The sequence below is a fragment of the Pantoea sp. MT58 genome, assembly GCF_014495885.1.
GTDB lineage: Bacteria > Pseudomonadota > Gammaproteobacteria > Enterobacterales > Enterobacteriaceae > Pantoea > Pantoea eucalypti.
In genome coordinates, this window is the sequence record NZ_CP061084.1 from 106,979 (window position 1) to 131,169 (window position 24,191).

Here is a 24,191-nt window from a genome sequence, read left to right on the forward strand (position 1 = left end):
AGTGAGGATAGCGCTGGTCGTACTGGCCGCCGGGCTGAGTCGCCGTTTTCGCCAGCAGGCAGGCGAGCATAAGCTTCTGGCTGATCTGGAAGGCAAACCGGTGTTGCAACATACACTGGAGCATGCCGCTGCCAGCGGGCTTGACCTGTTCGTCGTCACGCGCCCCGACGCATCGGCAATTCACACGCTCTGCACGCAGGCAACTTTAGTGCTGTGTAACAGCGGCGGACTGGGCGAATCGATCGCTGCCGGTGTTCACGCCAGCCGCGACTACGACGGCTGGCTGATTGCGCTGGGCGACATGCCATTTGTCACGGCGGAAAGCTATCGCGCCGTCAGCGCCGCGCTGGGGGATGCGATGATCGTCAGGCCGTGGATTGACGGCAGGCCAGGCCATCCGGTCGGTTTTCAGCAGCAATGCTATCCCATGCTGAGCGTGTTGCAGGGCGATGCCGGTCCGCAGGCGATGGTGAAGTCACAGGCGGTCAGGCTGCCACTTCAGGATCGCGGTTGCCTGTGCGATATCGATCTCCCCGCTGATCTGCAGTTAATAAAGGAATTTTCATGATAACGCTGGATCAACGCGTGATTAATGCGGCATTGAGTAGTTGCCAGGCAGGTCTGAATGTCTGGCTCTGTACGGTGCTGCGTACCTATGGCTCTTCGCCGCGCGCGCCGGGCACGCTGATGGCAGTCAATGAAGCCGGAGCGTACTGCGGCTCACTGTCGGGCGGCTGCATAGAAGAGGATTTTCTGGCGCAACTGGCGGCGGGTGCTTATCGAGCCAGCAGTCAGCGTGTGCGCTATGGTGAGGGCGGAATTCGGCCTGACGTTAATTTGCCGTGCGGCGGTAGTCTGGAGATCGCCATTGAATATTTGCCGCCTGATGACGCTACGCTGGCATTGCTGACGGCAATGCAACGCGCATTGAGCGGGCAACAGCCGATGGTAAAAATGATACGGCCTGGTGAACGCGCACAATGGGAAGTTATCGCCAGCGATCGTGTGCTGCCTGAGCTGGATGCCAGCGAGGCGCAGATGTTGCTGCCTGTTGGCGCGATACCGGAATTGCTGATCGCGGGCTACTCAACCGTAGCCTATGAGTGCATCCGGCTTGGGCAGATCCTGGGTTTTCATGTGCGGGTCTGTGAGCACCGCCCGGAGATGCTCTCAGAGCTGGAGAGCCACTTCAGCGGCGCGGACAATGTGACGCTGGTGTCACAGCATCCGGCGCGATGGCTGGAGCTGAACGGGGCGCACGCTGCGGTGGCAATTGTGGCACTGACCCACGATCCGCGCATTGATGACCTGACGATGATGGAAGCGATTGCCACACCCGCGTTCTATATCGGTATTATGGGCTCGGTGAAAAACAGCGAGAAACGGCGCGCGCGACTCCAGCAGATCGCCGGTCTGGATCGGACGGAACTGGACCGCATCCATGCGCCCATTGGTCTGCCCATCGGCAGCAAAACGCCGGCGGAAATTGCGTTGTCGGTGATGGCAGATATCGTTCGGGTAAAAAATCGCGGACTGTCAGCGGCCTGATTCCGGTTTCACTTCGGGTGCCAGTCTGTAGAGGTAGCTGCCCGAATAGGGGATTGGCAGGAAATCACGGAACAGCTGCCGTAGTGTCTGTTCAGGATCGACGTCATGAAACAGCTGCGGGTAGAGCGTGGTCGCAAAGAATTCGGTTGCTACTACGTGCCAGGGACTGAGGTAAAAGTTGTGCCAGATAGCACCGGCATGACCGTCGCGCAGTGCGGTGAGCTGCTTCAGGGCATTCTGCTTACCTGTCAGTGCCAGCAGGCTCTGTCGGGTCTGCGCTGCGGTGACAGCGGGGCCAAGTTTTAACGCACCCACTTCATCTGCGCTGCCAGTGCCGGTAGCAAAGTAGTAATCCGGCTGAGCAGCGATCACACTTTCCTCACTCAGCCGCCCGAACACACCTTTGATCTGCTCACTGGCTATATTTTTGCCACCCGCAAACGTCAGAAGCTCACCCAGATTGCCGTTTACCGAGGTGACACAACATTCACTGCGCCGTCCCAGGTGCAACTGCAACAGCACGGATGGCTTCGGGCCGTGATAACCCGCCAGACGACTCGCAATGCGCTGCATGTGGCTGCGGTAGAAGCGATTAAAGTCAGCCGCACGCTGGGGTTGATTCAGTACTTCGCCCAGTAGCATGATGCTGCGCTCAGTATTTTTTAGCAAATCAACCCGCAGATCGATCTTCACCACCGGGATATTCGCCGCCGCGAGCATTTTCTCCAGTACCAGGCCGCTTTCACTGCCGCGTGCCAGCTGTGGCAGGATGACCACGTCAGGCTTTAGCGCGATAACCTGTTCGGGATTCATGTCATTAACGCCATCCAGGCCCAGTACCGGAATAGCGTCCATCTGCGGGAACTGGCGGGCAAAAATCTGCCACGTCTGAGGATCATACTTTTTCAGATCCTGCGGCCAGCCAGCGATATTTTGCAGAGGATTGCCGGGTGTCAGCAGCGCAACGCTGTAGAGCATCCGGCTTTCACCCAGCACAATACGCTGCGGATGGTCAGGAATGGTAACCTGGCGACCGGTAATATCGGTCAGCGTGCGGGCGTGTACGCCCGCGCTGACCAGCATCACGCCGAGCATCAGCAATGCAGAACGAAGTGATTTAAAATTCAACACGGGCCTGTACCATCAGATTGCGGGTTTCGCCTTCACGGACGCGCAGATTGCCGCCGCTTGAGGTGTAATAGTGCTGGTTAAACAGGTTATTAATGTTCAGACGCAGCTCCGTTTTTTCGCCGAACAGGCGGTTTTTCCATGCGACGAAGCTGTCAGCCACCACGTAGTCGGGCAGGGTGAAGCTGTTGTCGGGATCGCCTGCACGACTGCCGACATATCGCGCACCGCCGCCGAGCCGCAGCGAGCCGGGCAGGCCGCTGACCTGCATTTCATGACTCAGGTAAAGCGCACCGGCATGACGCGGGGCATTCTGCAGACGGTTACCGTTGTTATCCGGATTAACCCGGTCACTGACAATTTCTGCCTGATCATAGCTGTAGTTCGCACTCAAATCCCAGCCAGGCGCAATTTCGCCATTCAGCTCAAACTCAGCACCGGTCGAACGGGCTTTATCAATGGCTCGCGTGCTGCCATTAATATTCAGCGACATCGACCTTTCATCGATACGGTAGAGCGCCACGGTGGCGAGGAGTTTCGGCGACAGCTGCCATTTGCTGCCCACTTCCCAGCTGGTTCCCTGCTCAGGTTTGCCGACGTTACCCTCATCATCCACATCCGTTGAAGGCGTGAAAGATTTGCTGACGCTGGTGTAGAAAGAGAGGTCAGGGGTAAGTTTGTAGATGACTCCCGCCTGCGGCAGAAACTTATTGCCCTCATCGTTCAGGGTTTCAATCTGCGGATTGAAGCCACGAGAGGCACGCTGCTCATAATGCTGATAACGACCACCCAGTACCACAATCCAGTCCTGTGTCAGTGAAATGCTGTCTTTAGCGTAAAGCGACCGGCTATGGATACGGTTCAGGTTATTAGCCGCAGCGGTGTTCTCTGTGCTGGCGTCTGTGACCGGCGACAGCATGTCATAGTCGGGATTGAAGTAATTGAACTGGCGATTGACCTTGCCCTGATACTGATGAGCACGATAAGTCTGGTTCATCTCATAGTCGGTGCCCGCCACCAGCGCGTGCTGCATCCCCAGGATTTCCGGGTTGCCCATCAGATCCCAGCTTACATATTTGGTTTTGTGGTTAAACCCGCGATTGGCATCGGCCCGACGTGTCACCACGCCGCTGGTGGCATTCACCGCCGTTACGCGCACTTCATTATTATCATATTGCCGCTGGTTCCAGCCAAGCGTTAACCGGGTGCGCCACTCATCATTAAACTGCCAGTCATAATGGGCATTCAGGGTTCTGTTATGGCCCCAGGCATGGTTAGCTTTATCATCCAGACGATCTTTGTAGCCAATATCAATCGGCTTGCCGTCGATAAACGCGGTGCCGCGATCGTAGGGAATATCATAGCGATAGTCCGCATAGCTGATCAGAAAGCTGGCCTGCTCGCCGAACCACTGCAGCGATGGCGCAAGTAGTGTGTGCTCTTCACTGCCAAAGTTGCGCCAGTAATCCTGATTCTGCTTTTCGGCGATTAGCCGGAAGGCAAAACCGTTGCCCAACGGACCGGTGACATCCACCGTGCCAGCACCGCCACCCTCACTGGCATACCGTCCGGTGACGCTGGAGTGCCAGTTATACTGCGGCTTTTTACTGACCACATTGATAACGCCACCCGGATTCTGAATGCCATACAGCAGGGAAGAGGAACCTTTCAGCACCTCAACCCTTTCAGTCGTCGCATCAAAATTGAGACCCTGGCTGCTGCGGATACCATCCCGGTAAATCGACCCATCGGCGTTGCTGCCAAAACCGCGCCGTACAAAGCCATCTTCGGTGCCTGCCAGCGTGTTCGCCTCCGAGACGCCACTGACAAAGCGCATCGCATCTGCCAGTGAGCTGGCCTGAAAATCCTCCAGTTGCTGCTGCGTGACCACGCTGACCGACTGCACCTCATCGAGTCGCGCGGTGGGCATTTTGCTGGCAACGCTGGTCTCGCTGGCGCTGTAATTTCCCTCTGGACTGGCATCCGCGGTCACGGTCATATCCGGTGCGCTGTCGGTTGCTGCACTGACCTGTGGCAGCATAATGCTGCCGAAAATCGCCATGACCAGAGCAGGGTGTCGGGCCGGATATCGTGTGTCTTTGTTTTTCATTTTTTTTCGTGTCTGTTACTGGCAGTTTCTGAAGCTAATACGCCCTGATGGCTGTCGGTCATGCAGGGCTTCCCTGGAGGTGGTCTGCAATATGCAGCGCTTTAAGCAGAGGAGAAGCACATCAGCGTTCAGACATCATGACGTTGCCCGGACGACAACACTTCTCATCTGTAATTGAGAATCATTCAAACATCAGGTAATGTAGTAGTAAACAAAATTTGAAGAGTTTTTACTACATTTTTATCGCGTCACTTTTTATAAAAAAACAGTTCAGATATGATTTTATATCATTGATAATAATGATTATTTATTCGTTATGGGATGTAGGAGTAGTGTTTAAACCCTGGCTTTTTCAGGTGAAATGTAAAGCGTAATGAGGCTTTCACTACATTTTTGAGGCCTGAAATTGTCACGCCTGGATCAGGCCGGGAGTGAGCATTACAGATTTGTAAGGTCAGCAGCAGGAGCAGCATGAAACAGAACAGACCCGTTAAAAACAGAGTGGATGTGGTCGCTGAACGCCTTCGTGCCCGCGAAAAACAGCTTTCTCCGCGTCTGCTGGCCGTAGCGCGCTATATCGATCAACAGCGGGAAACGGTACTGGAGAGCACCGCGCTTGAGATCGCCGTAGCGAATCACACCTCTGATGCCACTGTGATCCGCGCTATTCAGGCTCTGGGTTTTAGCGGTCTGCGCGACCTCAAACAGACGCTTAAGGCCTGGTTTGGTCCCTCGCTGACTTCAGAAGATAAGATGATCACCACCGTCAGTGAGGTGACCAGCGATGTGAACAGCGCCATCGACTTTGTGCTGGATGGTCATCGTTATGCCTGTGAGGTGCTGTCGCAACCGCATAATCGGGTGGCGGTAGCGGATGCCGTCGCGCTGCTGGGCGAAGCGCGGGAAGTCGCTATCTTTGGCATTAATGCCTCTGGGATTCTTGCGGACTACAGCGTGCGGCTGCTAAACCGTATTGGTCTCCCCGCCTTCTCCCTGAATCGCGCCGGTATTGCACTGGCAGAACAAATGCTGGCGCTTCAGCGCGGCGATGTGCTGGTGATGATGGCCCAGCAGTCTGCACACCGCGAAGGCACGGCCGTGGTGCGAGAAGCAAAGCGGCTCGACATCCCGGTTATTCTGCTGACTAATGCCACCGACTCCTTTTTTGCGAGAGAAGCGGATGTAGTGATCAATGTGCCCCGTGGCGGTGAGAAGGGACGCATTCCCCTGCACGGCACGATTATGGTTTGCCTGGAGATGCTAATCCTGTCGGTGGCTTCCACGCTGCCGCAGCGCACGGTGAAAACTATGAAGCGTTTACAGGAACTCAATCGCGGGTTGAAACCCGTCAGCAAAAAGTAGTCATCACTACTGAGCCGAAGCGGTATGCCTTTCAGGTTAACCGGATTTTCCGGCTCATCTTTAAGCCAAATTTTTCGGCTTTGCGACCGCGATCGCGTCTTTTCTGCCGCCCATTTTCTGAGACGACTACGCTTACAGCTTGCTGCGCCAGTGGGTGCGGTTACGACGCTTTTTTTCTCAAAATTTTGATTTGTGCGGAGCTGCTGATGAAACCCCTTCACGCGCAATACCTTTTCTGCTGTGCGACCCTGAGCCTGTTGTCCCCGTTACCTGCTGCGGCATGGAGCGATCTCACCGTGTTTGGCGATAGCCTGAGTGATGGCGGCAACGTAGGCCGCTTTACCTACGATGGCGCGACTCATCCGCTTTATGACGAGATTCTGGCGCAGTCGCTGGGCGATACCCTGCGTCCCTCATCCCTGGGTGGTAACAACTATGCCGAGGGTGGCGCGGTTGCAGTGCCGGCGATCAATCCGCTGTTTAATACCCAGGATCAACTTGATAGCTATCTTGCGGCGCGTGGGGGACGGGCTGACCCGAACGGTCTCTACATTCACTGGATTGGTGGTAATGATCTGGCGGCAGCAGCCCTGGCGCCGCTGGCTGCACAGCAGATTGTGGATAACAGTGCCAGTGCAGCGGCCTCACAGGTCAGCCGGTTGCTGAATGCCGGGGCCGGAACGGTGATTGTGCCGACGGTGCCGAATGTGGGAGCAACGCCTGCTTTGTTGCAGGCGATATTGCAGGTACTTGGCCCGGCTGCGCAACCCGCGACGGCGGCGCTGTTTCAGTCGCTGAGCACCACCACCACGCCTGACCGGGCCGCAAGAGAGCAGGCGATTGAAACCGCGCTAAACGAGGCGGCAGGACAGGTCTCTTCGATTCCACTTATCCGGGATGCTCTTGCGCAACAGCTGATTGCTGCCTGGCAATTACTGAGTCAGGAGGCTGCGACACTGACCGATCGTTACAATCAGGCTGAAGAGCAGGGTCTGCTGACAGCACGCGGGAACATCGCGCGGGTGGATATCAATGGCCTGTTTAATGAGGTGATTGATAATCCGCGTCTGTATGGACTCAGCAATACGGCGGGCATGGCTTGCCCGCCAGGTGTCTCATCAATGGACTGCACCTCCTCGACGCCTGGATTTTCTCAGTCACAGCAATATCTGTTCGCCGACCGGCTGCATCCCAGCCCGGCAGTGCATGCGCTGATCGCCGATTATATTAAGTCGGTGCTGAATGCGCCGCTGCAGGTGGCGGCGCTAGCTCAGGCACCGTCGATGCTGGTGGGCGATGCGCATAACACGCTCGACGGTCATCTGCAGCAGCAGCGTCAGCAGCCCGCCAGCGCTGGCGAGTTTACTGTGTTCGGCGGTTATGCCGGGCAACAGCGAGATTTTCGCGGTGACAGCCTGCTTGATGGCGATGCCACCAGCGCCACTGGCACCGTAGGTGTGGGCTATCAGCTGACCGATCACTGGCAGGCCGGCGCGATGCTTTCCGCCACCTCGCAACGCCAGGATCCTTCGTCGCGCTTTGATTACCGTTTACGCGGCAATCTGGTGGCGCTCTGGAGTCAGTTCAATTATCTCGATGGCGGATGGATTAATGCGGATGCCCATTATGCCGATCTCAACTTTGATGATATTGAGCGTCAGATCAGGCTGGGACCCGCGACACGTACTGAAAAGGGCAGCAGTGATGGCAAAGTGCTGGGAATGCGGGTACAGACCGGCTGGGATTTGCCGCTGGGTCGCTATGTCTCCACCGGCCCGATGGCAAGCTATGCGCTGGATTACACCCAGGTCGATGGGTATAAAGAAGAGGGGAACAGCAGTACTTCTATGCGCTTTGGCGACCAGACACTGCATTCCCAAATCGGCTCCGTCGGCTGGCGTATCGACAGTAAGGATTTGTTAATCAATCCCTGGGCGCAGGTCAGCTATAACCACCAGTTTGGTGATACCGACTCTGCCGTCACCGCCGGACTGAAATCGACACGCACCGCCTTTACCCGCAACAGCGGCTCGCGTGACGATAACTGGATCGATATGGCGGTCGGGGCGAGTGTGCCGATTGGCGCATCGGTCAATGCCTTTGCGGGCGTCTCAGCAGTGGCAGGCAACAGCGACACGCATCAGGTGACATGGAACGTCGGACTTAACGCCCGCTTTTAACTGCTCTGCTTTAAACTCTGTCGTCTGTCATTACGCAAAGAGGTAATGGCTGACGACATCTGAACCTGTCAGGGATTGGAGATCCCCGCATCGCGGTGTGCTAACGTAACGGCTCTGTTCAGGAGCCGGAGGGCATCATGATTGTCAGACAGGCATCGCCCGAAGAGGCGCACACGTTATGGAATATCCGTAATCTGGCTATTCGCCACGGCTGCCAGCACGTTTATCCTCCCGATGTCCTTGCCGCCTGGACGCCGGACCGCATGCCCGCCAGCTTTCCTGCGATGATTCGCGTGAATCCCTTCTTCGTGATTGATGGCCCGGACGGCGTGCCGGTGGCGACAGGATCGCTTGATCTCGCTGCCGCCAGTGTCGAAGCCATTTTTACGCTGCCAGGCTTTGCCGGACAGGGAATGGCGGGCCGGATCATTGACACTATCAAAGCGGAGGCGCTGCAGCGTGGATATCGCCGCTTAACGCTTGAGTCGACGCCAAACGCCGTGAGCTTTTATGAGCAGCATGGTTTCCGGCCGCTGGGAGAAAGTCTTTATCCGTCAAAGCTGGCGGGCTGCGCGTTGCGTTGTATGGAGATGTCGATTGACCTGTAAATGCGGACCACGGCCAGGCGGGCAAAAAGTGGCAAAAGTTTCCCGTACAAAGGCTTCGCAAGCCCCCGCCGGTAAGGTATAGTCCGCGTTTTTTGGAGGAATCATGCTGACTGACTCATCAACTCGTCTCAATAAATACATCAGCGAGAGCGGCATCTGCTCTCGTCGTGACGCCGATCGTTATATCGAGCAGGGCAACGTTTTCATTAACGGCAAACGCGCCTCTGTGGGCGCGCAGGTATTTGCAGGCGATGTGGTGAAAGTGAATGGTCAGCTGATCGAGCCGCGCGACGAAGACGATTTGGTGCTGATTGCCCTGAACAAGCCCGTCGGGATCATCACCACGATGGAAGAAGGCGAGCGCGATAACATCAGCGACTTCGTCAATCACAGCAAGCGCGTCTTCCCGATTGGCCGACTCGATAAAGATTCTCAGGGCCTGATTTTCCTCACCAATCATGGCGATCTGGTCAACAAGATACTGCGGGCCGGTAACAATCACGAAAAAGAGTATGTCGTGACTGTCGACAAGCCGATCACCGATGAATTTATTGCCGGGATGAGCGCAGGCGTGCCGATGTTGGGCACGGTGACCAAAAAATGCAAAGTGAAAAAGGAAGCCCCGTTTGTCTTCCGCATTACCCTGGTTCAGGGGCTGAATCGCCAGATCCGTCGTATGTGTAAGCATTTCGGCTTTGAAGTGACGAAGCTTGAGCGTACCCGCATCATGAACGTCAATCTCAAAGGGTTACCGCTGGGTGAATGGCGCGATCTCACCGACGACGAACTCGTAGAGCTGTTTAAACTGCTGGAGAACTCCTCGTCAGAAGACAAACCGGCGAAGAAAGCCAAAGCCCCGGCGAAAGCTGCCGCCGCGAGTAAGCCACAGAAGCGTGCCGCTAAACCGGCTGAAAAAGCCGATGCGAATGGTGCTTCACGCAAGCGCTTTGTGCAGCCGGGACGTAAGAAGAAAGGGCGCTAAAATCTTCCTGAGGCAGAGAGCGATATTCCCGCTCTCTGCGCTTTACCGTTTTATCACGGAATCATTCGCGATGACCGGAAGTGGGCAAACAGATCGCAGAACATCTCATCCGTTGCACGATAACCGTTAAAACCTGCCCGACGCAGCTTGCTGCCGTCGCCAAACATGTCGTAATTCCAGCCAAAGACAAAATCAGCGAAAGTCCCGTCACTCAGCGCCAGAATATCGGCCTCGACGAGTGTGTTATCTGCAGCGATGTCTCGCCACAGCGTACGATATTCCCTGAACATCTGGCGGAAAGAGAGTGAAACGGGCGGCGCGATATCCAGCGCAAACCATTCTGCAATGACAGGCCACAGCTCGCTCCAGCGCCAGAGATCGCCGTTGTTAATATTAAACGCCTGATTGCGTGCGTCAGCGTTGCGCGCTGCCCAGATCGTGGCGTCAGCCAGCAATGCCGCATCGGTAAAATCCACCATACTGTTCCAGGTTTCCAGCGAACCCGGGAAGCGTAAAGGCAGCTGAGCTGCACGACAGATTGAAGCATAGATTGCCAGACTCAGCGCCAGATTCATGACGTTGCCTGACCGGTCACTGCCGACCACGCCGGGCCGTGGTGCGCTCCAGTGCCAGGCTTTACCCTGCTGTTGTGCGCTCAGCCAGTTCAACTGAGCGGCGTTGAATTCGGCACCGGGCACGCCGGGATCGCTTTCCCGCGCCGGCGTCTTAAATCGTCCGAGATGGGCGCCATACACTTTGTATCCCTGCATCAGGCTGACATGCTCAAGCGGAGCGATATTTTCAAGGGTTTGCACCAGATTTTGCAGCATGGCGAGATTTGGACCGACCATCGACTCCCAGTCGGCGGCATTCAGCCATGCGCTGTAAAAGATATGGGTCACATCAGTCAGTGAGGCCAGCCGTTCATGGCTCTGCTGCACGTCGCGCAAATCCACCGCGATAACCTCGGTTCCGCTTATCGCCAGGTCTGACTGATGCGTCAGCGCGGTCACCTGCCATTGATCGGCCACCAGCGCCTGGCTGAGTTGCTGGCCGATAATCCCGCTGGCCCCTGCTACCAGCGCAACCTTTTTATCCTGCGTCATTTTCATGATCATTACCCTGTTAAGAGAGAAGCCGCATTCTCACCTGCGCGTTATTCTGATTAAATCCCCTGAACCCGATATCACTTATCAGGAAAATAAATAAATGCAGAACAAACTGACTGCGATTCAGACCTTCGTCCGTGTAGCGGAAGCGGGATCCTTCTCAGCGGCGGCACGGCAAAATGGCATGAAGCAGTCGGCGGTGAGCCAGCAGATCGCTGCACTTGAGGAGGCCTTGGGCGTAGTGCTGCTACATCGAACAACGAGAAAAATGGCGCTCACGGAGCAGGGTCAGCACTATCTGCAGCAGGTCAGGCAACTGCTCAGTGCGATGGAGGAACTTGAACAGCAATTACGGCCTGGCACGCAGCCGCTTCACGGCAAACTGCATATTCAGCTGCCGAGCGGCATAGGGCACCGGTTGATGCCGCATCTGATCGCCTTTCAGCAGGCGCATCCTGCGCTGCAGCTGAATATCGCGCTTGAGGATCGTCTTTCAGATCTCATTGCGGAGGGCGTTGATGTGGCGATCCGCCTTAGCGAGTCACCGCCCGCCACGCTGGCGGCTCGTTCGCTGATCACGGTTGAAACCATACTGGTGGCTTCCCCTGAGTGGATAGCGCAAAACGGTATGCCGGAAACGCCCGATGACTTACAGCGGCATCCTCACATACGTTTTAGCGGTATTTCGCCTGATGCGCCGCTGCAGCTGGTGTCCGGGATGACAAGTGTGTCTGTTCCCGTGAAAAGCGTGTTTCGTTCTAACAACAGTGAGGCGTTAATGCAGGCCCTTGAGGCGGGACTGGGGATCGGCGGATTACAGCTGCTGATTGGCGCAGACGCGCTGGCATCCGGCAGGCTGGTACGGGTTTTACCGGACTGGCGACTTCCTGACCGCTATCTTTATGCCGTTTTCCCGGACGCCCGTTTTATCCCTGATAAGGTTCGTAAGCTGGTGGCGGAAGTGAGTGAGTTGATACGTGAAGCAGGCCAGAGCATCAGTTAACAGCATTAAGAAAAGAGAATAAGTTCTGCCCCCAACCTAAGGATAGCCTGTCACCTGAGTGGGATGGTGATAGACATGGACTGATTATTTGTTGAGCCTTCCGGCTACCAGAAGCACCGGGCTCACATCATAGTGACGATCAGTTCAGACTGTTTCAGAACAACGACACTTTTCACCCTGATCAGGGCGTGGCAGGATAAGCGCAATCTATCAAGGAGTGTGCCTGATGTTACTGAAGGGTATGAACGATCCGCTGCTGAAAGCGTATCAGCACCCAAAATCGCGGATGATGATCAGCCGTTTCAGGGGACTGGCGGGAGATCGAAAACTCAGTGACTGGCAGGCATTCTGTATTCTGGTCACCGGCTTCACCAATTACTGGTTTGTACAGGCGGGTCACTTCACCATCAATGTTACTCTGACCAAAACCCGCCAGTTCGATTTCCTCCAGGATTTTCTGCATTTCACCGTCACGCTGGATGGATTGATTGGGGATGAACATTTTCGCACGCCTGACTTTGTGCTGCCGCATTACGATGTGCCGTATGAATTCTGTCGCTGGCGCAATAAGCGTGGCTATGACGCGTTAACTACCTATATCAGTAAACAGGGCGTGAAATCCCATAAAGGCATGTTTGTTGCCTCAGAAGGGATATCTCCGGATGAGAAGGTGATGAAATGGGAAGGGGTGGTGAACGTCTATGACAAAACCTTTTTCAGTATCGCTAACTTCAATACAACCCAGGCGTTCCTGATCAAGGACATCAGCCGGGCTATTCAGGAAGGATTACTGAAGCATCTGAGTTTTTACCGCGATCTGTTTCACTATATCTTCCCGACTCCGGCGGAAGCGCGGTTGCAGGCGCGTGATGACAGGCGCTATCTCACAAAGAATTAGCGCCTGGACCTCTCTGCTTTATTCCAGGGCGTTAACCGCTAAACGGCTGCGCACGCTGCGGTTAACTGACCCGTTACAGATTTACCACTTCATTTCGCCAGTATTTACTTTGGCGCTGAGTTCCAGTGATGCCGGCTCAGCCAGTTTCGGCCAGGCCGTATTCATGGCGGCAATCACGCCAGCTGAGGTTTTGTGCTGTGACAATGCCGTTTCAAAACTCTTCAGGTAATTCAGTGTGAAATCCACAGCCTGGGAACCCTCAGGACGTGCCCCGAGGTAGTGACCAGGAATGACATTCGTTGCGTTCAGCGTCTTCATTTCTGTCAGGATATGACGCCATTCTGCACGGCTCTTAACGGTCTGGGTGTCAGCGGTCCAGACATGAATACCGGAAGCAAGGCCCGTACCGCCCAGAATGGTGCGCACAGAAGGGATCCATACGTAGGCAGCGTACTGCTCAGGATGACGCAGTTCCAGCACCTCGCCGTCGACGCTAAAGCGTGTCTGTTGAGTCACTTCAGGAACAAACACTTTATCCGGCGCGCCCTGCTTCATCTGAGGACCCCAGTATTTCAGTTTGGCATCATGCGTCTGCTGGATATGCTTCACGACCGCAGGCGCGGCAACCACTTTCACATCCGGCCAGGCCTTAACAATCGGTTCCAGACCAAAGTAAAAATCAGGATCGCCAGAGGTGATCACCACTTCCTTCAGCTTTTTACCGCTCTTTTTAATCATCTCCACCAGTTTCTCACCGTCCTGGGTGCTGAACTGTGCATCAAAAAGAATTGCTTCGGTTGGCCCGGAAACCAGTGTGGAAGAGACAGGGAAAATGCCTTTCTCCTGCGGATTATAGGTTTCCAGTTGCAGAGTGGCGGCGTTAGCGGAAGCCGAAGCCAGAATTAACATCACAGGTAACAGTGTGGTTTTCATTGTGAATCCTCAGAAGTAAAGGCCCGCTTCAGGCATCTGCATCGGGCGTTGTTCAGTGTCGATGGCGCTATTCTACGCCTCTCGCCATCTGATAGAATTCCCGCAATCAGAGATGCTGAGTTTCATAATCCGAACAGGTGAACGAGATGGACAGAGTGACGGCAGCCGCTGTTTTCAACCGAATCTGTGAACTGGGTAGCCTGAGTGCCGCCTCACGTGCGCTGGGGATCTCTCGTCCGATGGTCAGCCGATATCTGGAGGAGATGGAAAGGTGGGCGGGAACACGTCTGCTGCATCGCTCTTCGCGTCGGCTGACCCTGACGCCTGCCGGTGAGGCGACCCTGCAAAAGACCCGTCAGCTGGCCCTGCTCTCAGAAGCGATCCAGCAGGAGACCACGCAGGGCGTGCCGGCGGGAACGCTTCGCATCGCCTGCGCCCACTTCACGGCGCTGCATCTTGTCGGGCCGGTGATCCCTGACTTTCTGGCACGCTATCCTGCACTGCGCATTGAGCTGGACATTAATAATCAGCCCGTGAGTCTGATCAGTGAGCGTATCGATCTCGCGATTCGTATTACGGATGCGCCAGAGCCGGGCGCTATCGCGCGCCGCCTCGGGGAATGTCGCTCTGTGCTCTGCGCCTCACCGGAATATCTGCAGAAGCATGGCATACCGCAAACCCCGGATGATCTGACGCGGCATAACTGTCTTTACTACAGCCAGTTCGCCGGACAAAGCTGGCATTTCACGGCGGCGGATGGAGAGAAAATCACGGCTGCTGTTAAGGGAAACTTCAGTGCTGGCATCTCACTACTGTTGTGTGATGCAGCCATTGCACATTGTGGGATAGCAATGGTACCTGAGCAGGAAGCCCGGCGCGCACTGGAAGCGGGTAAGCTGGTGAGCTTACTGCCCGATTATGAGCCCCGGCGCATTGGCATCTGGGGACTGTATCTGTCGCGCGAGCATCAGTCTGCCGCCCTGCGGCTGATGCTGGATGAACTGCAAAGAAGTATTGGCGGTGAGAATGAACAGCGATCGTAACAGACAAAAACGGATGCCTTTATGAGTGATAACAACAATATGTACTGGAATCGCATGGTGCCAGAACTCACCGTCACTGACTTCGCCGCTTCGATGCACTTTTACACTGTGGTGCTGGGCTTTGAGGTAAGGATTCAGCGTCAGCAGCCTGACTTCGCATACCTTTGCTATGGAGAAGCACAATTGATGATTGAGCAGTTCCATCCGCAGGGCTGGAACACCGCCGGGCTGCACTGGCCGCTTGGCCGGGGCATTAATTTCCAGATCGAGGTGGACGACATTGACGCTGTATTAACGCGTTTGCAGCAGCATGCCGTGCCACTGTTTCGTGAGATGCGGGATAACCATTATGACACTGGCGAGACGATTGCCTGTCAGAGGGAGTTTTTGGTACAGGATCCGGATGGGTATCTGCTGCGCTTCAGCCAGTATCTGGAATAAGCTTTCAGATTTTATTCTGCATATAAAAGCAGAAATGCCCACCTTTGCTGTGAAAGGTGGGCATCATTTACTGTTTAAGAATTACCAGAGATTATGAGGGGTCGGAAGAACGCTGAGTAAAGTATTTCGTTCGCTGGCGAACCTCTTTTTTACGACGCAGAACCAGGCTGGTGGCGATAATCACCAGCGTTAACCCGCCGGTTGCCAGAAGCTCAGACTGATGTTTCGGATCACACAACATAATAATCAGCACTGTCACAATAAAGAGAATAGTGACCCAGGTCAGGCCCGGGAATAGCCACATGCGGTAGCTCAGGACTTCTCCCGCTTTCTCACGTTTTTTGCGCAACACCAGATGTGACGCAGCAATCACCAGATAGACCAGCAGTGCAATCGCGCCTGATGTCGCCAGCAAAAATTCAAACACGGCGCTGGGCGCCAGATAATTCGCGATGACCGCCAGAAACGCAGCCGCCGTAGAGAGCAGTACGGCAACCCAGGGTGTGCCACTGCGATTGGTGCGTGAAGCAGCGGCAGGCGCATCTTTACGGCGTGACAGCGAGTAAAGCATACGTGAAGAGGTATAGAGTGCGGAGTTGAGACAGCTGCACACCGCCATCAGCACCACCAGATCGACAATCAATCGTGCGTGCGGAATGTTCATCGCCTGTAATGCCGTCTGCCATGAACCCTGTTCAACCAGTCCTGGCGTGTTCCACGGTACCAGCGCCACCACAAAGAAAATGGAGAGCAGGTAGAACAGCGCGATACGCCAGATAACCGAATTGGTTGCCTGGGTGATCTGCTTGCCAGGATTCTTCGACTCGGCAGCCGCTATCGTGACAATTTCTGTGCCCATAAATGAGAACATGGTGGTCAGAATGGCCGCGACAACGGCGCCGATACCATTCGGCATAAAACCATGTGTGTCATAAAGATGCGACAGGCCACTGGTGTTACTGTCCGGCAGCAAACCAAATACTGCCGCACCCGCCACGCCCAGGAACAGGATGATGGCAACGACCTTGATCAGGGCAAACCAGAATTCGAACTCGCCATAATTTTTCACGCTGAGCAGGTTGGTGATGGTTAGCAGTAATGTAATGGCGAAAGTGAACTGCCAGATGGCGATATCGGGGAACCAGGCATGCAGAATGGTGCCTGCCGCATTGGCCTCCAGCGGAATTACCAGCACCCAGAACCACCAGTAAAGCCAGCCGATGGTAAAACCGGCCCAGCGTCCGAGAGCTTTATCTGCATAGGTTGAGAACGAGCCGGAGTCGGGCGAGGCAACAGCCATCTCAGCCAGCATTCGCATGATCAATACGACCAGGGCACCCGCCGCTGCGTAAGAGATCAGGACCGCCGGGCCCGCTTCAGAAATTGCGTGGCCGGAGCCAACAAACAGTCCTGCGCCAATCACACCAGCAATTGAGAGCATACGCACGTGGCGCGGTTTCAGGTTTTGGGCGAGCGAATCTTCATTCGCATTCTGAGTCATCGTCATGTAAACGTCTCCAGACGGCGTCCGGCCTGTGAGACCGGACGAACGGGGATAAACTTGCGTTAACGCGCCAGCGAAATCAGGCTGGGACGACGGGATGTCCGGCAGATGCGACACAGTGATTGATCACCGTGGAGAGAATGGTCAGCGCCTGGCTGAACTGGGCATCCGGAATGGTGAGCGGGTAAAGGAAGCGGATGACATTGCCTTTGGCTCCACAGGTCAGCAGCAGCAGGCCCTGTTCCATTGCCATCTTCTGAACGGCCTGCGCGGTGCTGGCCTGATAAAACTCCATGGCTACCATCGAACCCAGCGCACGCACGTCAGCAATATCCGGATGCTTGCGCTGGTGCTCCTGCAGCTCAGCTTCAAGCCGGGCACCGAGTTCAACGGCACGCTGACAGAGCTGCTCCTCTTCAATCACATCCAGAACCGCGTGCGCTGAAGCGATAGCCAGCGGGTTTCCGGCATAGGTTCCGCCCAGCCCACCAGGCGCAGGCGCATCCATGACTTCTGCACGACCTGCGATGGCAGAGAGCGGCATCCCGCCAGCCAGGCTTTTGGCCATCGTGATGATATCGGCCTTCACCGGATAGTGTTCCATGGCAAATAGCTTGCCGGTGCGGGCAAATCCGCTCTGCACTTCATCTGCAATCAGCAGAATGCCGTGACGGTCAGCCAGTTCGCGCAGCTGCACCATAAACTCTGCCGGTGCCGCATGGAAACCACCTTCGCCCTGTACCGGCTCCAGCACGATTGCGGCGACGTCATGCGGTGCAATGTCCTGAGTGAAAATTTCGTCGAGGCTGGTCAGCGCGGCCTCAATGCTGATTCCCTGAACCGCGCTGGGATAGCGTGCATGAAACACCGACGGCGGCATCGGGCCGAAATCGCGTTTATAAGGCGCCACTTTCCCGGTCATCGCCATGGTCATAAAGGTACGGCCATGGAACGCGTTACCAAAGGTGATGATGCCGTGACGGCGGGTAAAGGCACGCGCCACTTTCACCGCATTTTCTACGGCTTCCGCGCCGGTTGTGAAGAAGGCGGTTTTCGCCGGCCCAGCGATTGGCACCCGCTGATTAATGCGCTCGGCCAGTGCGACATAACTTTCATAAGGCGTGATCTGGAAGGCCGTATGAGTAAACTTTGTTAACTGTTCGGCAATCGCCTGTTCAATGCGTGGATGGCGGTGGCCGGTGTTCAGCACTGCGATGCCGCCCGCAAAGTCGATCCAGCTGTTACCGTCCTGATCCCATAAGGTGGCGTTCTCTGCCCGGGCAACGTACCAGTCGCATAGCGTACCGATACCTTTGGGAAGAGCCTGTGCTTTGCGCTGCTGCATCAGGTTATTTTTTTCGCTCATTTATTCCACCTCGTTAATATGCGTGTTTACAATTCCCGACAAACACGTTTATTTATGCCTGAGGCGCGGTGAGTTGCCAGAGCCAATTGTGAGAGGAAAGGTGGAGCCAATTGCGACTGTTGTACGCAGATCATCTATTAGCACGGTTACAGTTTCTAAGAACGGGCTCATTACATCAGCGACTGCTGAATTGTATGCAGGCCGCGATCATTGAAGAGGTATTCCCGCGCGGAAGCCGTTTGCCGCCAACACGCGATCTGGCGCGGGAACTGGGCGTGTCGCGGAATACCGTTATGCATGTCTATGAGAGCCTGATGGCGCAGGGTTATGTCACGGCGCGAACCGGCAGCGGCACCTGGATTGCCGAGACGCTGCCGGAAAACTGTCTGCAGAGCGATGCGATTGCCGATCTTCAGGCTGTGAAGGCGCAACGACCGGCGACGCTGTCAAAGCGGGGCGCCACGCTACTCGGTCATGCAACCGCATCACCTTATCAATGGGGCGCATTTGTTCCTGGCGCACCGGATGTCACTGAATTCCCCCATAAGCTATTCAGTCAGATTCAGGCGCGACTGAACCGCGAACCTGACGTTCACCGTCTGGTTTACAGCAGCGGCGGTGGCTGTCCCGATTTGCGCCATGCGCTGGTGGATTATCTGAGGGTTGCACGATCAGTGCGAGCCGATGCTGATCAGATTCTGATTACGGAAGGCGTTCATCAGGCGGTTGATCTGGTGACGCGGGTGCTCTGCGATCCGGGCGATCGGGTCTGGATGGAGGAGCCGGGCTACTGGGGAACACGGAATCTGTTGCGTATGAATGGCCTGAAAATTCGCGCGATGCCCGTGGACGAGCAGGGCCTGGTGCCGGACAGCGGGCCGCCACCCAAAATGGTGTTTGTGACCCCGTCGCACCAGTATCCACTGGGCGTTCATCTCAGTCTGGCCCGTCGTCAGGCATTGCTCTCTCTGGCACGCCGTCATCAGAGCTGGATTGTTGAAGATGATTACGACAGTGAATTTCGATTTTCGGGACAGCCACACCCTTCACTGCAGGGTCTGGAAGCAGATGCACCGGTTATTTACATGGGTACGTTCAGCAAAACGCTCTATCCCGCGCTGCGTATCGGCTATCTGGTGGTGCCGAAACCGCTGGCGCAGCCATTGCGCATTGCGGCGGCGGAGCTCTATCGCGGTGGGCATCTTTTGATTCAGCGGGCGCTGGCGGAGTTTATCCGGCTGGGTCATTACATGGAGCATATCCGCCGCATGCGGCTGCTTTATCGTCAGCGCCGACAGTTCCTCTGCCGGCTTATCGAGCGCTATCTGGGGCCTGCTTTTTTACCGGCATTCAACCATGAAGCAGGTTTGCATCTGGTGATGCCGCTGCCAGCCGGTGCTGATGACGTGGCGATAGCCGCAGAGGCACTTAAGCGCGGGGTCAAGGTGAGGCCGCTTTCGCAATATTATATGCACCCACAGGAGGAGCGTGGATTACTGCTGGGCTACGCCTGTGTTAATGAGCGGCAGTGTCAGGATGCGTTTGGCACCCTTAAAGCCTGTCTGGCGTCTGCCGGTATTGAATTCACTCCACAGCGCTAGCGGGTTCAGGGCCTGATTTTAATGGCGGCGATTTTACCGTTGCCGCTGTGCTAACGCATTGACATTTAATCAGACTCACCGAGAATACATCTCTTTGCGTCCCGACCAGACAATACTGGAGTTCATCATCGTCTTTAATCTCTTTTCTGCACAGGCCAGAACCGCTGTTAAGCGAGGCGCCGCGCTCGCTGCGGCGTTGTTGCTGGTCAGTTGCGCATCTGAGCCGCCGAAATCGCTGGTGACGCCTTTTCCGCCCGTAACAAAACAGCCGCTACCTGCAGGCAAGCCAGACCGTCCTGAGGTGCATGAACCGGTACGGGGCGTCTGGTTAGCCACGGTATCGCGTCTTGACTGGCCACCGGTAGCGTCGGTGAATGGCAGCCGTCCGGCGGCAGAGCGTATTCGCCTGCAGCAGCAATCACTGACCGACAAGCTGGATAAGCTGAAAAGCCTGGGGATTAACACGGTCTTTTTCCAGGTCAAGCCCGATGCTACCGCGCTCTGGCCCTCAAAAATCCTGCCCTGGTCCGATATGCTGACCGGCAAAATCGGTGACGATCCTGGCTATGATCCGCTGCAGTTTATGCTGGATGAGGCACATAAGCGCGGTATCAAAGTCCATGCCTGGTTCAACCCTTACCGGGTATCGGTGAACACTAAACCCTCTACCGTGAGCGAACTGAACCGCACACTGTCACTTAATCCGGCCAGTGTTTTTGTATTGCATCGCGACTGGATCCGCACCGCTGGCGATCGCTATGTGCTCGATCCGGGTATTCCTGAGGTGCGTGACTGGATTACCAGCATTGTGGCCGAGGTTGTCGCGCGCTATCCCATCGACGGTGTGCAGTTCGATGACTACTTCTATTCCGAATCTGCGGGTTCGCTGCTCAATGATAATCAGACCTTCAGCCGTTATGGCCAGGGTTTTGCCAGCAAAGCAGACTGGCGGCGTCACAATACGCAGCAGCTGATTGAGCAGGTATCTCGCACCATTAAGCAGCTGAAGCCGGAGGTTGAGTTTGGTGTCAGCCCGGCGGGCGTCTGGCGCAATCTTTCACACGATCCCGCCGGTTCCGATACCCGCGGCGCGGCGGCTTATGACGAAGCCTTTGCGGATACCCGCCGCTGGGTTCAGCAGGGTTTGCTGGATTACATTGCGCCCCAGCTGTACTGGCCATTTTCCCGTCAGGCTGCCCGTTACGACGTGCTGGCAAACTGGTGGGCAGAGGTGGTGAAACCCACTAAAACCCGGCTCTATATTGGTCTGGCGCTCTACAAAGTGGGGGAACCTTCAAAAATTGAGCCTGACTGGACGCTTCAGGGTGGTGTGCCAGAGCTGAAAAAACAGCTCAATCTCAATGAATCGAACCCAAATATCAACGGCACCATTCTGTTCAGAGAGAACTATCTGAATCAGCCACAGACTCAGCAGGCGGTGAGCTATCTTAAAAGCCGCTGGGGAGGCTGAAAAAGGCCACATCAGCATGACCAGTGCGGTTAAGTTTTTCCCTGTGACTGACTGCTATTCCTGCGCTATATAACAGTTTCTATTCCATCTGTTTTCTTTCGATTCCCGGCTATTCCGTATATTCACGTGATAGCTGGCGAATCGCATAAAAAACAGGTAATTGATGAGTTTTTGTATTCCGCAGTATTCCAGGTGTTTCTCTTCACTTACTCTTTTTACGTGTACATAATGATGTACATAATTCCCAACCTCCAAAGAATCTATAGCACTCTCAGATGCTGCCCTGAGTTCAATGCCGGGCAAGGAATATGAAAAAGTTCAGGTGAAAACGGATCGCGACGGATTATCTGTCCGGATATCACGTAAAGGCCGAATGATGATTCAATACCGTTATCGCTGGAATGGGCAGGATGAACGTGTCGATATCGGCACCTATGCCCATCGAATACGTGATCAGTTCGTGGCGGGAAAATAGGTCGTCGAAAACAAGAGTGATTATCAGCAGGCATTGCGATCATTTGAACTGCACCTTTTTCCACAACCATGCTGTGTTCCCCATGAGAATGCGCCAGTCAGTATGTGGTCAGACGTACTGGAACTTAAATGATCTGCGCCGCACTGACTTGTTATGGTGGATACGAGTTACGGTGAGGGTGACTCTCGATGCGGGCGCAATCTTCGTGATAGTGCAGGATGTCGCATGTGCGAAACGTCAGACGGCTGCGGCGTACCGGTACCGGGAATATCTGAACCCGTCTTCAGATAATAAAAAACCCCGCAGGGCGGGATTCATTGTTTTTCTTTATCGCGATTATCCTGCTCCTGCTTCCATTCAAGGCCGCACTTTCTGCAGGACCATTTCCGATCCGGCTCTTTTTGGGGGCCCGGATAGTTGCAGAAAGGACATGTTCTCGGTTTGTAGGCTATTTTCATTACTCCTTCTGTTATACAGAGTCTGGTTTTCCAGGGAAGTTCATCTTCTGATAACCCCGAAAATTTAGCCGCGCAGACGTTAAAAAGTGTCTCAGTGAGCAGCCTTTGATGATTTACCTGTTTCGTAATTTCGTCTTTTTCCAATCATCCTAATGTAGAAGTCATAAAGCTCTTTGCGCATGTGCTGCTTCATTTCATCAGGTAATGGCTCCTGCGACTTCTTCCACTCATCCAGTTCTGGCTTACAGGTAACATAGGCCTCATCAACGATTTCTTTTGGCGGAACTTCCGACTTAATGAATGGGATAGTGTGTTCATTCAGGCATTTTACTTCTGGCGTTTCGAACGACCGGTCATCCGCTATTACCATCATGGAAAGTAACATTCCGGATAAGAAAAGCCATCTCACTGTTTTTCTCCTTTGATAGATTGTGCAAGTGCCACCCGGATACTACAGCCCAACACTCGTGTAATACTTACTACACGTCTGAATCTAAGTTAATCCTGTCGCGTTCGTCTATACTTCATTCCCCTACATTTCCACTAATTACGCTTAACCCCATAGTCATAAAGAAGCTGCATCAGAACTATGCGCGGCATCTCTTTACTGGATATTCTGAAAGTATTCCTGAGTACAGAGACAATAGTAGCGCTGGAAAGCAGATTGCCTTTGTAATAAATAGACAACTTCTTACCAATGTTCTGCTTTGTGTTGACAAAGAGTTTTTTTCCACACTCATTTCTTAGTGTGAAATCAACATTTTCAGAATCAACCTCATCATTCGGCACGTAACTTATTGATTTTATACATCCTGGTGAGTATGTTTCCTTTGTACCATTTACTTCAAATATAAAACTACCGGGCCCGGCGACAGAGGCAAAAGGAGAGAGCAGGGCAGCGAGAAAAAGCGCGGATTTAAGCATGCAATATCCCCATTCGTAGCATTAAAAAATCATTATAAAACCATGAAGCTTAATGTGCACCTGCCATGCATTCTGGCTGATATCAGGTAGCAAAAAGTCCGGCTCATCTGTCAGCTGAATCAGTCATAACCGGTCTTATTCCGACCGCGCCCTTGCCTGTTAAAAATGTCCATCATTTCCGCCACCATGAGTGTGACCAGTATCAGGCCTGATGTCGTTTAAATACCTGTCCGTGCCCGCGATTAAAAAGCTGCTGCAGGTCTTACGCTCAGGCCACCACAGGCTCCGAGTTGTGCGATTTTGCCAGCCAGAATTTAACCAGAAAAGGAGTTCGGACGGGGGCAGCAAACGTTTTTCTTTCTTATGAGACTAAGCAGTTTACATTGGTATGAACGATTGGTCCGGTACCATTGAGGACATAATGGTACCGGCAGAGGCTTTATTAAGAAACAAATGCTGATGCATCTATACTTAGTGTGTAAATATCAGCAGGTATGACCTGCTCCCCGTTGATTGAAGACGTCTGCATGGCCTCAGACAAAGATGACCTGTATAAATCAAGAAGATCTTGAGTTCGGGTTGATTTAGCCTTGAGATCTTCCTCATTAAACATAGATAAGTAGCCAAGGCATTTACCTGAAGCACCAACTTTATCAGTGCTTTTTTCTGCACCAATAACAGTCAAAGAAGTAATCATCATTGAAATAAAAGTTAAAGCTGGCGTTAATCTTTTCATTACTTAAAATCCATTTAGATTAATTGGTGCTTCTATCATGCGCGTGGAAGACTTGGCCACTTCTTGTAAGCTAAAACGTAGAGCATGATGAAATGGATACCTGGGAAGGAAAGCAACAGCGCCATCTTCCATCCGAAACCAGCTTTCTGAGCCATGCGGAAGCATGGGATAAACATCAGAAACCAGATGATCAATGATAGGGCTGCGAGAGGGTTTGGTTTTTCCATTGAGCGTTCTCCTTGAGTTACATACTTATGGTATCGACTGCCGGCCTAATCATTCACTGGGAATGAACACCGCTTATTGCTTGC

22 protein-coding genes are annotated in these 24,191 nt (G+C 54.2%); 12 read left to right on the forward strand and 10 right to left on the reverse strand.

Going from position 1 to position 24,191, the window contains the following annotated elements:
• Position 1: 1 nt before the first annotated feature.
• Together IAI47_RS19400 and IAI47_RS19405 are read left to right on the forward strand one after the other, a co-directional pair.
• Complete coding sequence (locus IAI47_RS19400; protein WP_008924560.1) at positions 2-568, forward strand: NTP transferase domain-containing protein; 567 nt, start codon at positions 2-4, stop codon at positions 566-568.
• Positions 565-1,548, forward strand: coding sequence for an XdhC family protein (locus tag IAI47_RS19405; RefSeq protein WP_008924561.1), 984 nt, complete (start codon positions 565-567; stop codon positions 1,546-1,548). Before IAI47_RS19400 ends, IAI47_RS19405 begins: the two co-directional genes overlap by 4 nt.
• Here IAI47_RS19405 and IAI47_RS19410 read toward each other — a convergent pair.
• On the reverse strand, positions 1,537-2,631 hold the full coding sequence (locus IAI47_RS19410; protein ID WP_143756056.1) for an ABC transporter substrate-binding protein: 1,095 nt from the start codon (positions 2,629-2,631) through the stop codon (positions 1,537-1,539). The genes IAI47_RS19405 and IAI47_RS19410 overlap by 12 nt on opposite strands.
• Positions 2,632-2,665: 34 nt before the next feature.
• A complete protein-coding gene (locus tag IAI47_RS19415; protein ID WP_008924563.1) occupies positions 2,666-4,786 on the reverse strand; it encodes a TonB-dependent siderophore receptor in 2,121 nt (706 codons plus the stop codon).
• 471 nt (positions 4,787-5,257) lie between these two features.
• Between IAI47_RS19415 and IAI47_RS19420 the strand changes: the two genes are divergently transcribed.
• The 4 genes from IAI47_RS19420 (at position 5,258) to rluF (ending at position 9,918) form a co-directional block, all read left to right on the forward strand.
• Positions 5,258-6,148, forward strand: a complete 891-nt coding sequence (locus IAI47_RS19420) for a MurR/RpiR family transcriptional regulator (protein ID WP_008924564.1) — start codon at positions 5,258-5,260, stop codon at positions 6,146-6,148.
• 206 nt (positions 6,149-6,354) lie between these two features.
• Positions 6,355-8,328, forward strand: coding sequence for an autotransporter domain-containing esterase (locus IAI47_RS19425; RefSeq protein WP_008924565.1), 1,974 nt, complete (start codon positions 6,355-6,357; stop codon positions 8,326-8,328).
• Between the two features lie 137 nt (positions 8,329-8,465).
• Complete coding sequence (locus IAI47_RS19430) at positions 8,466-8,936, forward strand: GNAT family N-acetyltransferase (protein WP_003848151.1); 471 nt, start codon at positions 8,466-8,468, stop codon at positions 8,934-8,936.
• A gap of 103 nt (positions 8,937-9,039) precedes the next feature.
• Positions 9,040-9,918, forward strand: a complete 879-nt coding sequence (gene rluF, locus IAI47_RS19435) for a 23S rRNA pseudouridine(2604) synthase RluF (protein ID WP_003848152.1) — start codon at positions 9,040-9,042, stop codon at positions 9,916-9,918.
• 53 nt (positions 9,919-9,971) lie between these two features.
• On the opposite strand, the gene IAI47_RS19440 is transcribed toward rluF, so the two are convergent.
• The gene (locus IAI47_RS19440) at positions 9,972-11,030 is read right to left on the reverse strand and encodes an SDR family oxidoreductase (RefSeq protein WP_008924566.1); all 1,059 of its coding nucleotides are present in this window, start codon (positions 11,028-11,030) and stop codon (positions 9,972-9,974) included.
• Between the two features lie 97 nt (positions 11,031-11,127).
• Here IAI47_RS19440 and IAI47_RS19445 point away from each other — a divergent pair, with 97 nt between their 5' ends.
• Together IAI47_RS19445 and IAI47_RS19450 are read left to right on the forward strand one after the other, a co-directional pair.
• A complete protein-coding gene (locus IAI47_RS19445; RefSeq protein WP_008924567.1) occupies positions 11,128-12,030 on the forward strand; it encodes a LysR family transcriptional regulator in 903 nt (300 codons plus the stop codon).
• Between the two features lie 226 nt (positions 12,031-12,256).
• The gene (locus IAI47_RS19450) at positions 12,257-12,928 is read left to right on the forward strand and encodes a hypothetical protein (RefSeq protein ID WP_008924568.1); all 672 of its coding nucleotides are present in this window, start codon (positions 12,257-12,259) and stop codon (positions 12,926-12,928) included.
• A gap of 81 nt (positions 12,929-13,009) precedes the next feature.
• Here the strand turns inward: IAI47_RS19450 and IAI47_RS19455 are convergent, their stop codons facing one another.
• Complete coding sequence (locus IAI47_RS19455; RefSeq protein WP_008924569.1) at positions 13,010-13,861, reverse strand: Vmh family MBL fold metallo-hydrolase; 852 nt, start codon at positions 13,859-13,861, stop codon at positions 13,010-13,012.
• A 146-nt stretch (positions 13,862-14,007) separates the two neighbouring features.
• Between IAI47_RS19455 and IAI47_RS19460 the strand changes: the two genes are divergently transcribed.
• Positions 14,008-14,904 (forward strand): LysR family transcriptional regulator, encoded by an 897-nt coding sequence (locus IAI47_RS19460; RefSeq protein WP_008924570.1) that lies wholly within the window; start codon positions 14,008-14,010, stop codon positions 14,902-14,904.
• 21 nt (positions 14,905-14,925) lie between these two features.
• Positions 14,926-15,345 (forward strand): VOC family protein, encoded by a 420-nt coding sequence (locus IAI47_RS19465; protein ID WP_008924571.1) that lies wholly within the window; start codon positions 14,926-14,928, stop codon positions 15,343-15,345.
• Between the two features lie 91 nt (positions 15,346-15,436).
• Here the strand turns inward: IAI47_RS19465 and gabP are convergent, their stop codons facing one another.
• Both gabP and gabT read right to left on the reverse strand, forming a co-directional pair.
• The gene (gene gabP / locus IAI47_RS19470) at positions 15,437-16,852 is read right to left on the reverse strand and encodes a GABA permease (RefSeq protein ID WP_003848167.1); all 1,416 of its coding nucleotides are present in this window, start codon (positions 16,850-16,852) and stop codon (positions 15,437-15,439) included.
• A 76-nt stretch (positions 16,853-16,928) separates the two neighbouring features.
• Positions 16,929-18,215: a 4-aminobutyrate--2-oxoglutarate transaminase gene (gabT, locus tag IAI47_RS19475; protein ID WP_003848168.1), complete on the reverse strand. Its 1,287-nt coding sequence runs from the start codon at positions 18,213-18,215 to the stop codon at positions 16,929-16,931.
• Between the two features lie 110 nt (positions 18,216-18,325).
• Here gabT and IAI47_RS19480 point away from each other — a divergent pair, with 110 nt between their 5' ends.
• Positions 18,326-19,816: a PLP-dependent aminotransferase family protein gene (locus tag IAI47_RS19480; RefSeq protein WP_181162234.1), complete on the forward strand. Its 1,491-nt coding sequence runs from the start codon at positions 18,326-18,328 to the stop codon at positions 19,814-19,816.
• Positions 19,817-19,910: 94 nt separating this feature from the next.
• Positions 19,911-21,287 carry a glycoside hydrolase family 10 protein gene (locus IAI47_RS19485; RefSeq protein WP_008924572.1) on the forward strand — a complete coding sequence of 459 codons (1,377 nt, stop codon included), beginning with the start codon at positions 19,911-19,913 and terminating at the stop codon, positions 21,285-21,287.
• A gap of 1,024 nt (positions 21,288-22,311) precedes the next feature.
• On the opposite strand, the gene IAI47_RS19495 is transcribed toward IAI47_RS19485, so the two are convergent.
• From IAI47_RS19495 to IAI47_RS19510, 4 genes are all read right to left on the reverse strand, one after another.
• The gene (locus IAI47_RS19495) at positions 22,312-22,629 is read right to left on the reverse strand and encodes a hypothetical protein (protein ID WP_008924574.1); all 318 of its coding nucleotides are present in this window, start codon (positions 22,627-22,629) and stop codon (positions 22,312-22,314) included.
• 134 nt (positions 22,630-22,763) lie between these two features.
• The gene (locus IAI47_RS19500; protein WP_008924575.1) at positions 22,764-23,144 is read right to left on the reverse strand and encodes a hypothetical protein; all 381 of its coding nucleotides are present in this window, start codon (positions 23,142-23,144) and stop codon (positions 22,764-22,766) included.
• 442 nt (positions 23,145-23,586) lie between these two features.
• On the reverse strand, positions 23,587-23,880 hold the full coding sequence (locus IAI47_RS19505; protein ID WP_110411916.1) for a hypothetical protein: 294 nt from the start codon (positions 23,878-23,880) through the stop codon (positions 23,587-23,589).
• A 35-nt stretch (positions 23,881-23,915) separates the two neighbouring features.
• On the reverse strand, positions 23,916-24,107 hold the full coding sequence (locus IAI47_RS19510) for a hypothetical protein (protein ID WP_008924576.1): 192 nt from the start codon (positions 24,105-24,107) through the stop codon (positions 23,916-23,918).
• Between the last annotated feature and the right edge of the window lie 84 nt (positions 24,108-24,191).